This is a genomic window from Stenotrophomonas sp. STEN033 (genome assembly GCF_056856655.1).
On sequence record NZ_JBXFWM010000004.1, the window covers coordinates 54724 to 69972 of the forward strand.

The following is a 15249-nucleotide window of genomic DNA, read 5'->3' on the forward strand; positions in this document are numbered from 1 at the left end:
GACGCGGCAGAAGCGTCAAAAGCACGCCGCATCAACGAACAAGACTCCCCGGCCCCAACCGGCAAAGCCGACTGCCAGCCCCGGACCTGCCTTGGAGGCAATTGCAGCCCCCCCCAAAAAAAAACAGGCTCTGGAAAACCAGAGCCTGTTCCACCACCACGCAGCAGCTGCTACTGCCTTGCCACCAGCGTAACCCCGGCGTAGGCCTGCTCTCCCACCAAATTGATGAGATAGGTTCCTGCCACTGGAGTCACGTAGCGCACGGTTTCGATGTTGCCAACACGGACTGACCGCGTATCGTCCCCATGACCAAATAAAACCCCCGGCTGCCGTACATGCAATGACACGTCACCGCTGCCACCATAGGTCATGAAAGTGAGCACCTTGCCAGCCTCAGCCTCGAACTGGTAGAACCTCGACTGCCCCTGGTCACCGGCGATATTGCTGAGCGCTACCTTGTTGATCAACGCTACCGGAACCGACCCGCACTCGTCACAGTCCCCTATCGCCTTCAGCAACGCCGCCTCAATATCGAGCATCCCGGCGCTTGGGAGCTTGTCAGCGGTAGGCTGCACCGCCAGAGGTCGCGACGTTTCCTGCAGCAGCTTCAGCATTTGTGCCGGCGTGTATGGCGTCAGCACCGCACTTTGAATCATTGCAACCGCAGCGCTGACATGTGGCGCAGCCATTGACGTTCCCTGCATACCGCCGAGTTTCCATCGCCCCGCAAGAGGCGCGTTCAAACTTGCATTGACAACCTGCCATATGGCGCCGTCGATATCGCTACTGTACTGCTGTCCCCCTGGCGCAAGCAGGGATACCGCGCGGCCATGGTTCGAGAAGTTGGAAATCTCACCACGACTATTGACTGCGCCAACTGCAATCACATTCCTGCAGTTTGCATAGGGGATATTAGCCGCCGCGGTGCTCTCGTTGCCCGCGGCAACCACGACGATACTTCCCAATGCCGCTGCGGTATCGAAAGCACTCTGCATATAGTCCGGGCAGGTGCCAGCCTCACCCCACCCCATACTCACGTTGATCACATCTGCAGGGTTCTTATTCAGGGGGAGCCCCGGGACACTGCCTCCCGCAGCCCATATGATGCTATCGGCGATGTCGCTGTGCCAGCCGCCGCACATTCCGGCCGCACGTACTGGCAGGATTTTTGCCTTGTAGGCCAGTCCAGCCAACCAACTACCGTTGTTGCTGAGTTGCCCGATCGTGCCGGCGACGTGAGTCCCATGCCAATTACTAGGCGACCCGAGAGCGGAAGGAGTACCGGTGTAGCAGTCCTCACCAGGGGGTACCCAGTTACCCAGGTCCCAGCCACCGGGCGCGCGTGCATTGGTACCGCGCCTGGAAAGCTTCGCATCGGTAATCATGTCATAACCAGTCAGTACCTCGACCAGATCAGGAGCGCCCTTGGCGATGCCGGAGTCGACCACGGCAACAACCGCCCCGTCGCCCTGCGAGAGGTTCCATGCCTGCGGCGCGCGGACCCCGGCGATCTCGCTGAACAAGTTCCACTGATACTTCGCGTAGTCAGGATCATTTGGGACCATAACCTGAGCCTGCCCAACGTTCTGCAACTGCACCAGGTGATCCTGCTCGACGCTTTCCACGGCCGGATTGGCTTTCAGCTCGCGAATGAAATCAGCCGACTCCCGGCTGTCCAGTACGCGGTCCGCTTTGACCACATTCCAGCCTGGGCTGGCAGACCGGTGCAACAACGTTGCGGTAGCCGCCTTGCGCCCCTGCACACCGGACCTGGCAACCACAGCACGGTCCAGCCCCGCGCGTGCCATTGCCGATCTCAGCCCCGTGGCTACTGCATTCGCATCACGTCGCTCGACGCTGTCCGCGCGGTATTTGACAAGGTAGCGCTGTCCACCGGCAACAGCTGCCGGTGCCTTTGTATCGACCCCTTGTCCAGCCGCCAACGCTGACTCGCTGTTTGACAGCGCGAGCAACATGCCTAGTACCACGACCGCACATAGCCTTGATGTCTGCTTCATGTAAAACCCCATGTCTATGAAAATCGAGGATTCAAAGGAAAACGCTGTTTACGACGCGGTGTAGATCACAATCAGGGCAGCTTGGGCAGCCAATCGCCCGCACGGCCTGCCCTCTGCAAGCAATGGATGACGACCACCTTTGGCAGGGCGATAGCAGCGCCTCCCTGGCGCCGCGAAACGATGCGGCATCGGCTCCTTGCCAATGCCGAACGCCAGAACCTGCACAACGGGGTCCCTCGGCATCGCCGGTGCTGAACCCGCTTCTCAGCACCTTTTGTTGCCGGATCAGCTACACCGCCAAACCCCACGTTGAAGCACCCAAAAATGCACTTCACCAACCAAAGCCAGCACCCACACCCACCGAGCTATCGTCACTGCTGAACGCACCGCCCACCGTCACGGTTGCGCGATCACCAAACGCCCGCTGGTAGCCGACCGACAACGCCGACTCACCGCCCTGGAAGCCGACGCCAACCCCCACCCGGTTCTCTGTTCGCACACCGGCTGCACTGGTCGCCATGTTCAACATCGCAGCACTCATCGCGCCTTGCCGGTCAATGCGTTCATCAATGTGCTGCAGGCGCTTGCCCATATCGCTGCGCAACACCTCGAAGCTGTCAGCCATTGCGCTGAACTTGCCATCTGTATAGGCGTTTGCTGCCGCGGCGCTCCGATCCAGCTGCGCCTTGTTGACTGCGTCAGTTGCCTGCGTGCCTTCGGCAATATGGGTTAGCTGCCGCTCATTACCGGCACTACCAACGGACACCGTATTGGCACGATCGGCCATGGATCCCTGGCCGATGGCCACCGCCCCTTCGGCCCGGACACTGGCGCCTTGTCCAATTGCGGTACCGGCACTGGCAGTGACAACGGCGCCCTGGCCAACTGCGGTACTGGACGCCGCGGTTACGTTGGCACCTTCTCCCAACGCCACCGCATCGGTCGCCGTAGCGGTGACCGAAGCGTTGGCACCCACCGCCGTACTGCCATCGGCCAAGACGCTCGAGTTGCTACCCAACGCGGTATCGTTCATCCCTGCTGCATGCGCGCCATGACCGATCCCAGTGCCGGCTTGATCCGGCGCCTTCGCATCATCGCCAAGCGCCACGCCGCCGCTAGTACTCATGCCATCGCCTGGATCGCCGCCGCCCGGCGTTCCACCAACGCCCGCATCAATCCCCGACAACTGCGTATTGATTACGGTTATCTGCGTATCCAGCGCGGCCAGTGCATCCCCCACGTTGGCGAAGCTGGCGCCCTGGACCACATAACTTGGCGCGACAAACAAGCCCTGCATGCCCAACGCAGCACCACCGCCCAAAATACCAGCGATGGAACTGAGCGACTGGTGCAGTTGCCCACCATTGATTGCCTGCATGCTGTCGACGGTGATGTTTCCAGCAGCCACGTTGTCCAGGATGCTGCCTTGCATACCCGCAAACGTCACCGCACTGCGATCGCCATCGTCGTAGGAAACAACATTGGCCGTGACAGTCTCCACCTCACCGATCCGATCATCGATGTCGTTCACGCGTGTCTCCACCGCCCCCACACGCTGATTGGTGCTATAGAGCTGACCACCATTGACTGCATCGGTGCCGCCTTCAATGATGCGGCCCGCGGCGACATTGATGATCCGTCGCGTCGCCGGTCCATTGGTCCCGTTACCACCGCCTACAGACACCACATTGGCTTCGGTCGCACGCGAGCCGGCGCCCAAGGCAACGGAGTTGGCGCCGGATACGCCTGCCGCTGCACCGATGGCAACACCATTGACGCCATTGCTGGCAAACGCTGTGTAGCCAAGTGCCACACCACCCGCTGCCGTAGCGGACGCCTGCCTACCCAGCACCGAACTATTGTTTCCGCGTGCCGCTGCGTCGGCACCGATTGCAGTAGCTCCGACAGCGGCAGCGGTGCTGGCAGCACCTACCGCGGTACCCCGCTCAGCACTGGCAACTGCAGCAGCACCTGCCGCAACTGCGTTGCCAGCGCTGGCAGTTGCTGCCCCCGCGCCACTACCCTTGAAGTACTGACTACTCTCGCTGGCTTCACCCGCAACATCCGCGACAGCATCCAGCTGCGCTTTGTTGACCGCATCGGTACTTTCGGTGCCGGCGGCAACATTGGTGATCTGTCGCTCCGCGCCAGCCATGCCCACAGACACGCTATCGCTGCGATTGGCCACCGCACCAACGCCCAGCGCTACGCTGTTCGATGCAGACGCCACCGCGGAGCTACCCAATGCGGTGCTACCCAGCGCACTCGCCTGTGCATTGGCGCCAACTGCGGTGGCCCCGTCCGCACCGGCGTTGGCCCCACGCCCGATGGCTACGGCGCCGACGCTGGATGCAGTACTGCGCGCACCAACGGCCAAGCTATCCTCGCCCTGGGCCGTTGCCCCCCCACCAATGGCGACAGCCTGCTCAGCAGATGCGACGGAAGCACTGCCCAGCGCTACCGTAGCCAGGCCACCGGCGACCGCTTCAAACCCTCCCGCGAAACTCCGATCGCCAGCGGCAAAACTGTTGCTGCCTATCGCCGTAGCACCATTGCCTTCCACGAAATTGGCGAAGCCGAAGGCACTGCTGTCGGCGCCATCCACCTGGTTGAAATTGCCGACCGCCGTGCTGTTGGTCGCATTCGCGGTGTTCACGTAACCCAGGGCAGTACTGTAGTCGCCGCCCGCAACGTTGTAGCTGCCAACGGAGGTACTCTGCGCACCGCTGGCCAACGTGCCCACACCCGCCGCAGTGGCGCCAGCGCCGCTGGCGAGGGCATCATCGCTGCCATCGGCCGCTCCACTGGCGACAAAATAGCGGCTGGTCTGCTGGCCCGCATCAGCGACTGCGTTGAGCTGATCCAGATTGACCGCATCCGTTCCCGCGGTGCCGGCAGCCACATTGCTGATCTGCCGCTCCGCCCCCACGCTACCGATCGACACCACATTGTCGCGATCAGCGATCGAGCCCGACCCAAGCGCAACCGCGTTCGCCGCACCGGAAAAGGCATCTTTGCCTATCGCAATCGCGCCATCGGCCACCACCGTGGCGGCATTCCCCAGCGCGACACTTCCTGCACCAATGGCATTGGCCGCCTCACCTCCGGCCAGGGCACCATCACCCTCGCTGTATGCTCCGGCGGCACTCGTAGCGCTGGCTGTTGCAGTGAAGTACTTGCTTACCGCATCCGCCACGGCTTTGACGGATTCAAGTTGCTCCAGATTGACCGCATCGGTCAGCTCGGTGCCCGCGGCCACATTGACAAGCTGGCGCTTCGCCACTTTGTCACCAAGGGATACGCTATTACTGCGATCAGCCAGGGAACCGGCGCCGATGGCCACCGCATTTTCCGCCATCGCCACAGCTCCGGCTCCCAAAGCAACGGCCTCAACTCCGCTAGCATCGGCCAACGGTCCTAGCGCTATACCTGATGCCGCTGCTTTAGCGCGGGCTCCCACTGCGACGCCTTCTTCCCCGGCCCGAGAGAGAGCACCGATTGCTGTTCCCCATGAAAGTGCGCTGGCACCGCCGCCAAAGGCAGACCCATAATCAGCTGCTTTGGCAGTGGGACCAAAGGCGGCACCATACTTGGCGGCGCTAGCTGCCGCACCGAAGGCCGCCGCTCCTTCGCCGATTGCCCGTGAACGTTCGCCCGCCGCAGTAGCAGAAGGCCCCTCAACATAGGCACCAGTAGCCTGACCATCAGGCCCTGTCGCCTTGAAGAACTTGTTCGTATCGTTGGCGACCGCGGCGACCGCTTCCAGCTGATCCAGATTGACGGCATCCGTTCCCGCGGTGCCAGCAGCCACATTGCTGATCTGACGCTCCGCCCCCACGCTACCGACCGACACCACATTGTCGCGATCAGCGATCGAGCCCGACCCAAGCGCAACCGCGTTCGCCGCACCGGAAAAGGCATCTTTGCCTATCGCAATCGCGCCATCGGCCACCACCGTGGCGGCATTCCCCAGCGCGACACTTCCTGCACCAATGGCATTGGCCGCCTCACCTCCGGCCAGGGCACCATCACCCTCGCTGTATGCTCCGGCGGCACTCGTAGCGCTGGCTGTTGCAGTGAAGTACTTGCTTACCGCATCCGCCACGGCTTTGACGGATTCAAGTTGCTCCAGATTGACCGCATCGGTCAGCTCGGTGCCCGCGGCCACATTGACAAGCTGGCGCTTCGCCACTTTGTCACCAAGGGATACGCTATTACTGCGATCAGCCAGGGAACCGGCGCCGATGGCCACCGCATTTTCCGCCATCGCCACAGCTCCGGCTCCCAAAGCAACGGCCTCAACTCCGCTAGCATCGGCCAACGGTCCTAGCGCTATACCTGATGCCGCTGCTTTAGCGCGGGCTCCCACTGCGACGCCTTCTTCCCCGGCCCGAGAGAGAGCACCGATTGCTGTTCCCCATGAAAGTGCGCTGGCACCGCCGCCAAAGGCAGACCCATAATCAGCTGCTTTGGCAGTGGGACCAAAGGCGGCACCATACTTGGCGGCGCTAGCTGCCGCACCGAAGGCCGCCGCTCCTTCGCCGATTGCCCGTGAACGTTCGCCCGCCGCAGTAGCAGAAGGCCCCTCAACATAGGCACCAGTAGCCTGACCATCAGGCCCTGTCGCCTTGAAGAACTTGTTCGTATCGTTGGCGACCGCGGCGACCGCTTCCAGCTGATCCAGATTGACGGCATCTGTTCCCGCGGTGCCGGCAGCGACATTCACGACCTGGCGTTCCGCATCTTCATTGCCAACTGACACGGTGTTGGCGCGATCAGCCGGAGAACCAGACCCCAGCGCCACACTGTTGGCAGCGATAGCCTGGGCATCCGCGCCCAGCGCCGTGGCGTTACGGCCACGACTTACGCTTTGGTGGCCCAACGCGGTGCTGTTGTCACCGGCCGCCCAACTGGATGCACCAAAGGCGCTGGCATTGAGCCGCGATGCGCGTGCCTCGCTGCCAACAGCCGTGGTAGCCACCGCCTGCGCCTGGCTCAGCGCACCCACGGCCAGCGCGAACTGCGCACTGGCGTTGGCTCCGGCTCCGATCGCAGTGGCAGCATCCCCGCTGGCGCTGGTTGCGATGTAATCACCGAGGTCCGCCGACAACAGTGCCGGACCGCCAAGCGCAACCGCACCGGCCCCGGCGGCTGAAGTCTGCGCACCAAGCGCCACACTGTAGTCACCGGCAGCAGCGGCAGCCTCGCCAGCGGCCACCGCACCGGCGCCCGCAGCCAATGCGCCCACGTCGCTAGCAAGCATGCCGGCTGCCTTGAAATACTTGTCCGTGGTCTGTGCGACAGCCGCCACTTCGTCCAACTGCGTTTTGTTCACCGCATCGGTAGCTTCGGTGCCAGCGGCAAGGTTGGTGAGCTGGCGCTCACTGCCCACGTCACCCACGGCCACGCTGTTGTCGCGGCCGGTCAGCGAGCCGGAACCCAGCGCGACGCTATTGTCATGCGTGGCGGCAGCATTCTTGCCCAGTGCAATCGCATTGATACCCGAAGCCAGCGCGGTCTGGCCGAGCGCCACACCGGAAACACTGTCGGCCAGCGCACCATCACCGATGGCAACACTGGCCGCAGCCATCGCAACGCTGTTGCTGCCAACCGCCAGCGCGTTGTCGCCGCCAACGAAGTTGGCGAAACCAAAAGCGCTGCCATCACTGCCATCAACCTGATTGAAGTTGCCGACCGCGGAACTGTTCACGCCGGTTGCAGTGTTCACGTAGCCAAGCGCGCTCGCGTAATCACCGGTGGCGCTGCTGTAGCTACCTACGGCCACGCTCTCCGCGCCACTGGCCACCGCCCCCACGCCCGCCGCTGTTGCGCCGGCACCACTGGCAAGCGCGTCATCACTGCCATCGTTGGCGCCGTTGGCGGTGAAGTAGCGACGGGTCTGCGCGGCTTCGCCTGCCACTGCGTTGAGCTGGGCCAGATTCACCGCATCGGTATCCTCGCTACCGGCGGCGACATTGCTGATCTGCCGCTCGCTACCGACATCACCCACCGACAACACGTTGTCGCGCGCCGCCACCGTATTGGCACCCAGGGCGATGCTGTTGCGGCCCTGCGCGATCGCGGCATTGCCCAAGGCCACGCTACCTTCTGCCGAGGCAAGGCTTTGCGCGCCCATGGCCACGGCATTGGCACCGGCCGCGTTTGCATCCCCCTGCAATGCGCAATCGGCCAGATTGGCGCTGCCCAGCACAATACATTTGGCATTGCCCCCCACCGCTACTGATTGCGCCTGCAGCGGCAACGCCTGCGTGCCCAACCCCAATCCCAGTGCAATCGCGGTCACCAGCAGTTGCAGCCGATGGGACGCCGTTGTGCGCTTGTCCACCACACGCCCTGAGCTACTGCATCTGGCCAGTTCCGATGCCACCACCAACTGCCCGAGTGCCTTGTTCCACACCTTGCGATAAATCCGATTCATCGAATCTGCTCCTGAAGTGGACTACGCCTTCGCCGCAGGCGTTGCTCGCTGATGCGGCATCGACGATTTTTCGGTTGACGTTTTCTACGTGCCTCCCCTTTGTTGCGTGCGTGCGTCGGGCTCACGCCCATCGCTGGCAGCGCGCTGCAATAAGCAGCCGTACCTGTTGCGCGGCGCGAGTTTCAAAGCCCGGAGTTTTGAACGTCAAGTTGCCGACTGGACCTGAAAACCGCCGGATACAGCGGGGAAAACGCGCTGTTCATTGAATTGCATCATCATTTTTTTTTGATAAACAGCTCTGTTCTGCAATGTCCGGATACAGCACAGCGAACAGACGGAAATCCGCCATGCAGAACGGAAAAAGCCCGCAGGCGTTGGCCTGCGGGCTTCTTCGGTTTTTCATGTACTGAAACTGGCTTTCGGTGCTTTCGCCTGTTCAGCCGCACCATACTCTTGCGTTGCGGAACATCCGCAGCCACGGCGAATCTTCGCCCCAGCTCGTCGGTGCCCAGCTCAGGTTGACCGTGCGCGGGGTACGTTCCGGGTGCGGCATCAGGATGGTGACGCGGCCATCGCTGCTGGTCAGGCCGGTGATGCCGTCCGGCGAGCCGTTCGGATTGAGCGGGTACTGGGTGGCCACGCGGCCATCGCCATCAACGTAACGCAGGGCGATGCTGGCAGCCGCCTGGTCCACCGCGCTGTCGAACTCGGCGCGGCCTTCGCCGTGTGCCACGGCAACCGGCAGGCGCGAGCCGGCCATGCCACGCAGCAGGATCGACGGCGATTCAACGACCTCAAGCAACGCAGTGCGGGCTTCGAACTGCTCGCCGGCATTGCGCAGGAACTTCGGCCAGTGCTCGGCACCGGGGATGATGTCCTTGAGCTGGCTCATCATCTGGCAGCCGTTGCACACGCCCAGCGCGAAGGTATCCGGGCGGGCGAAGAAGGCCGCAAAGACCTCACGCAGCGCCGGGCGCTCGAGGATGGAGGTTGCCCAGCCACGGCCGGCACCCAGCACGTCGCCGTAGCTGAAACCGCCGCAGGCGGCGATGCCGCGGAAGTCGGCGAGCTGCACGCGGCCTTCGATCAGGTCGCTCATGTGCACGTCGTAGGCGTCGAAGCCGACGCGCTCGAAGATGTTGGCCATTTCGATCTGGCCGTTGACGCCCTGCTCGCGCAGGATTGCCACCTTCGGACGCTTGCCGCTGGCGATGAACGGAGCGGCGACGTCGTCGGCCGGATCAAATGCCAGCTTCGGCTTCAGGCCCGGGGCGTTGAAGTTGCGCGCAATCGCACGCTCCTGGTCAGCCGCATCCGGGTTGTCACGCAGCTTCTGCATGGCGTGTGTGACCGACCACCAGGCATCGAACAGTTCTTCCCAGCGCCATTCCACCACGCTGTCGCCAGCCAGTTGCACGCGCACCACCGGCGCGGTGGTCGGGCGGGCAATGCGCTGCGCGCATTCGGTCAACGCGTGGCGCTCGACCAGATCGGCGAAGGCGGCACGGTCTTCCTTGGCGATCTGCACCACGGCGCCCAGTTCTTCGTTGAACAGGCTGCGGAACGGATCGTCGCCCCAGGCGTCGAGCACGATGTCCAGGCCCATGCGCGAGGCAAACGCCATTTCACACAGCGCGGCAAAGGCGCCGCCGTCGCTGCGGTCGTGGTAGGCCAGCAACAGGCCGGACGCACGTGCATCACGGATCAATTCAAAGAACGCACGCAGGCGCTGCGGGTCATCCAGATCCGGAACTTCACCAGCAAAGGCCGGCAATGCACCGTGGTCGGCCTGGGTCTGCGCCAGGATCGAGCCGCCCAGACGCTGCTTGCCAGCGCCCAGGCCAATCAACCACAGCTCGCTTTCGGTTTCGCGGTCGAGCAGCGGGGTCAGCTGCTGGCGGGCATCGCTGACCGGCGCGAACGCGGTGATCACCAGCGACACCGGCGATACCGACTTCTCGGTCTGGCCATCGGCCTGCCACTGCGCCTGCATCGACAGCGAGTCCTTGCCCACCGGGATGCTGATGTCCAACTGCGGGCACAGCTCCATACCCACCGCCTTGACCGCGTCATACAGCAGCGCATCTTCGCCATTGTGGCCGCAGGCGGCCATCCAGTTGGCCGACAGCTTTATCGTATCCAGCGCGGTTACCGGTGCGGCGCACAGGTTGGTGATGGCTTCGCCCACCGCCATGCGTGCCGATGCGGCAGCGTTCAGCAGTGCCAGCGGGGTGCGCTCGCCGAGCGACATCGCCTCACCTGCATAGGTGTCAAACCCGGCCAGGGTGATGGCTACGTCGGCCATCGGCAGCTGCCACGGGCCGATCATCTGCTCGCGTGCGGTCAGGCCGCCAACGCTGCGGTCACCAATGGTGACCAGGAAGTTCTTGGACGCCACGGTCGGGTGCGCCAGCACGCGCAGGCCCGCCTCACGCAGGTCGATGCCGGCGGTCTTGAGCTGCGGCCACGGCGCTGCGGGCGGATGCGCAGTGTCACGGTGCATCTTCGGCGCCTTGCCGAACAGCACGTCCATCGGCAGGTCGATCGGTGCATCGGCCGGGGTATTGCCCGGGGTCGCGCCATAGGCCACGACCAGGTGTTCTTCAGCCGTTGCAACGCCGACCGCGGCAAACGGGCAACGTTCGCGCGCGCAGATGGCGGCGAACTCGGCCAGGCGCTCCTGCGCCACACCCAGTACATAGCGCTCCTGCGACTCGTTGCACCACAGTTCCAGCGGCGACAGCGAGGGATCGTCGGTGGGCACCTTGCCCAGGTCGATCACGCCGCCAACCTTGGAGTCGTGCAGCAGTTCGGGGATGGCGTTGGACAGGCCACCGGCGCCGACGTCGTGGAAGAACTTGATCGGGTTATTGGTGCCCATGGCCACGCAACGGTCGATCACTTCCTGGCAGCGGCGTTCCATTTCCGGGTTGTCGCGCTGCACGCTGGCGAAGTCGAGGTCTTCGGCGCTTTCGCCCGAGGCCACCGACGAGGCCGCACCGCCGCCCAGACCGATCAACATGGCCGGGCCACCGAGCACGATCACCGCGTCGCCGGCCTGCAGCTGCAGCTTGTCGACCTGCACGCGGTCAATCGCGCCCAGGCCACCGGCCAACATGATCGGCTTGTCGTAGGCGCGGGTGATGCCCTCTTCCGGCAGCTCGAAGCTGCGGAAATAGCCCAGCAGGTTCGGGCGGCCGAATTCGTTGTTGAACGCGGCGCCGCCGAGCGGGCCGTCGAGCATGATGTCCAGCGCCGGTGCCATGCGCGGGTTCAGCGCGCGCGGCGCTTCCCACGGCTGCGGCAGGGTCGGGATGCGCAGGTGCGAGACCGAGAAACCGGTCAGGCCGGCCTTGGGCTTGCCGCCACGGCCGGTGGCACCTTCGTCGCGGATCTCGCCACCGGCGCCGGTCGCGGCCCCCGGGAACGGCGCGATCGCGGTCGGGTGGTTATGCGTTTCCACCTTGATCTGGAAGGCGCTGGGCACCACCGCTTCGCTGCGGTACTTGCCGGTGGCCGGGTCCGGGCGATAACGCGCGGCCGGCTCGCCTTCGATCACCGCGGCATTGTCGCTGTACGCGCTGAGCGTGTGCTGCGGGGTCTGCTGGTGGGTGTTCTTGATCATCTTGAACAACGAGCGGTCCTGCGCGTTGCCGTCGATGGTCCAGCTGGCATTGAAGATCTTGTGCCGGCAGTGCTCGGAATTGGCCTGCGCGAACATCATCAGCTCGACGTCGGACGGATCACGGCCGAGTTCGCTGTAGCGCTGGCGCAGGTAATCGATCTCGTCATCGGCCAGGGCCAGACCGAGGCGCTTGTTGGCACCTTCCAGATCGTCCAGGGCGATGCGCTCCAGGCTGCCGCGGCCGACGTTGTTGAACAGCGCCTGGGCCTGACTGATGTCGTCCAGCAGCGACTGGGTCATCGGATCGTGCAGCAGCTTGGCCAGTGCGGCTTGCTGGGCCGGATCGGTCGGCCAGCCGCTCAGGTCGATGCGGGTGCCGCGTTCGACGCGCTGGATCGGCAGGCCGGCACCGCGCACCAGCTCGGTGGCCTTGCTCGACCACGGCGACAGGGTGCCCAGGCGCGGCACCACATAGCGCGAGATCGCGCCAGCGGCGCGCTCGGCGGCCTCTGGCTGGCCCTGCAGGATGCGGCCCAGCGTGGTCTGGTCGACCGCGCCGGCATCGGCAGCTTGGGTGAAATAGACGTGCCAGGCACCGGTAATGCGCAGATCGGCGGCAATGGACTGCAGGCGGGATTCAAGACGTTCGCGGCGGAACGGCGAAAGGGCAGCTGCGCCCTCGAGGACGATCATGTCCGGGAGACCATGGTGGGAATCGGCCCGCGATTGTACCGGACTCGACCGCCCCAAGCCTCAGCAGCCCGACTACCGGAAGTCCTCAGGGATGACGCGGTTCACACCGACAGCCCGCTGCGCATGCCAAATCGTGCCGGCTTTTTTGACAACGTTATCCTCAATCGGCCGGTACTTGCGTGCCGGTTCAGCAGCCCGGATCCGGGCCCAGCAAGCATTCCCCGCCGTCCCAAGGCCGGGCGCAAGCGCGCCCGCCTTGCCGAAGGCGTGCCCCAAAAGACACCGCACAAGCACTAGCCAACCGCAGAAGGAAACCCGCCATGACGGACCATCCCACCGGCCCTGCAAGGCCCCGATACACCCGCCAGCACCGCCACAGCGCGCGACTGGGCTGGACACTGGCCTTGGTATTCGCGTCAGCCAGCGTCCTGCCGGCGGCACAAGCCGCCAACTGCGCAGGGGTCAGGCCCTGGCTGGGAACCACCATCTACCAGCCCGGCGATACCCTGCAAAAGGACGGCGTGCTGTATCAGGCACGCCAGACCATCTGGAACGCACCACCGGACCATCCCGCTGGCCGCCGCTACTACGACAACCTGGGCCGCTGCGATGACACCGCACCGGCAGCCAACCAGCCGCCGCAGGTTCGCCTGACCTCGCCCAGCGCAGGCAGCACGTTCAGCGCCGGCAGCACCATCACCTTCAATGCTGCTGCCACCGACAGCGACGGCAGCATCCGCAAGGTCGAGTTCTTCCGCAACGGTCATTCCATGGGCAGCGTCGGCAACGCGCCCTACAGCCTTGCCTGGCGCAACGCCGCAGCCGGCAATTACCTGCTCAGTGCCGTCGCCACCGATGACCGCAATGCCAGCACCACCTCGGCTACGGTCAGCGTGACGGTTACCGACCCGGACAAGGACAGCACTGCCCCGTCGATCCCGGACGGACTCAGCGTGCAGGCGCGCCCCCCGACCAGCATCGCGCTGCGCTGGAACACTGCCAGCGACAACCCCGGCGGCAGCGGCATCGCCGTCTATGACCTGTACCGCGACGGTACGCAGATCGCCTCGATTGCCGCCACCGGGCATACCGATACCGCGCTGACCCCAGCTACCAGTTATCGCTATGCCGTGCGCGCCCGCGACAAGGCAGGCAACGCCTCCTCGCTCAGCGCCATCGTCAGCACCAGCACCTTGACCGAGGACACCGGCGGCGGCACCGATCCAGGAAAACCAGGCGGGCCCGGCACCCCGGGCACCAGCGGCAAGCGGGTGATCGGTTACTTCACCCAATGGGGCATCTATGGCCGCAACTACCGGGTCAAGAACATCGACAGCAGCGGTTCGGCGGCACGCCTGACCCATATCAACTATGCCTTCGGCAACGTCCGCAACAACCGCTGCGAAGTCGGCATCACCCAGGCCGCCGATCCGGCCAGCGGCGCCGGCGGCGACGCCTATGCCGATTACACCCGCAGCTTTGGCGCCAGCGAAAGCGTCAGCGGTGTCGCCGACCAATGGAACCAGCCGCTGCGCGGCAACTGGAACCAGCTCAAGCAGCTCAAGGCCAAGTACCCGCAGCTGAAGACGCTGATCTCGCTGGGCGGCTGGACCTGGTCACGCGGTTTCTCCAGTGCCGCACGCCCGGAGAACCGCCAGGCCTTTGTCGCCTCCTGCATTGATGCCTACATCAAGGGCAATCTGCCGTTCACCGACCATGCCGGCGGCAATGGGGTAGCTGCAGGCGTGTTCGATGGCATCGACATCGATTGGGAATACCCGGCCGCCTGCGGCCTGGGCTGCGGCACCCCGGCCGACCGCGACAACTTCACCGCCCTGTTGGCCGAGTTCCGCCGACAATTGGACGCCGTGCGCCCTGGCCTGCTGCTGACCGTGGCGGTCGGCGCCGGCATCGACAAGATCCGCCCAACCGATCCGGCCGCGTATCACCGCCACCTGGATTTCATCAACGTGATGACCTACGACTTCCACGGCGCCTGGGCCGGCACCACCAACCACCACAGCGCCCTGTTCCACTCCCCGGCAGATCCTTCAACCGGTGACGCCGCCCTGTACAACAGCAACGACGCCATCGAGGCCTACCTGCAACGCGGCGTCCCGGCCGCCAAGCTGAATCTCGGCGTCGGCTTCTACGGCCGCGGCTGGACGGGCGTGGCGCGAACCAACAACGGTCTGTACCAGAGCGGGCGGCCAGCGGCAGGCAAGTACGAAGCCGGCATCAAGGACTGGAAGGTGCTGAAGAACCTCGGCTGGCCGGTGTATACCGACCCGCTTGCACAGGCCACCTGGCTATATGACGGCAATACCTTCTGGAGCGTGGATACGCCGGAGATGCTCGGCCGCAAGATGGCCTACGTCAAAGCCCAAGGGCTGGGCGGCGCGTTCTTCTGGGAATTCAGCGGTGACGATGCCCAGGGCACCCTGGTCAACAGCGTCAGCAGCGGCCTGAAGTAA

General features: G+C 64.4%; 5 protein-coding genes. 1 reads left to right on the top strand and 4 read right to left on the bottom strand.

Going from position 1 to position 15249, the window contains the following annotated elements:
• Nucleotides 1–170 precede the first annotated feature (170 nt).
• The 4 genes from AC1VXC_RS02685 to purL all read right to left on the bottom strand — a co-directional run bounded on the left by AC1VXC_RS02685 (nucleotide 171) and on the right by purL (nucleotide 12775).
• Nucleotides 171–1976: a S8 family serine peptidase gene (locus AC1VXC_RS02685; RefSeq protein ID WP_481538796.1), complete on the bottom strand. Its 1806-nt coding sequence runs from the start codon at nucleotides 1974–1976 to the stop codon at nucleotides 171–173.
• A 373-nt stretch (nucleotides 1977–2349) separates the two neighbouring features.
• Nucleotides 2350–8457: an ESPR-type extended signal peptide-containing protein gene (locus tag AC1VXC_RS02690; protein WP_481538797.1), complete on the bottom strand. Its 6108-nt coding sequence runs from the start codon at nucleotides 8455–8457 to the stop codon at nucleotides 2350–2352.
• A 259-nt stretch (nucleotides 8458–8716) separates the two neighbouring features.
• On the bottom strand, nucleotides 8717–8860 hold the full coding sequence (locus tag AC1VXC_RS02695) for a hypothetical protein (RefSeq protein ID WP_482994995.1): 144 nt from the start codon (nucleotides 8858–8860) through the stop codon (nucleotides 8717–8719).
• Between the two features lie 33 nt (nucleotides 8861–8893).
• The gene (gene purL / locus AC1VXC_RS02700; protein WP_481538798.1) at nucleotides 8894–12775 is read right to left on the bottom strand and encodes a phosphoribosylformylglycinamidine synthase; all 3882 of its coding nucleotides are present in this window, start codon (nucleotides 12773–12775) and stop codon (nucleotides 8894–8896) included.
• A 320-nt stretch (nucleotides 12776–13095) separates the two neighbouring features.
• On the opposite strand from purL, the gene AC1VXC_RS02705 reads away from it, so the two are divergent.
• Nucleotides 13096–15249: a glycosyl hydrolase family 18 protein gene (locus AC1VXC_RS02705; protein WP_481538799.1), complete on the top strand. Its 2154-nt coding sequence runs from the start codon at nucleotides 13096–13098 to the stop codon at nucleotides 15247–15249.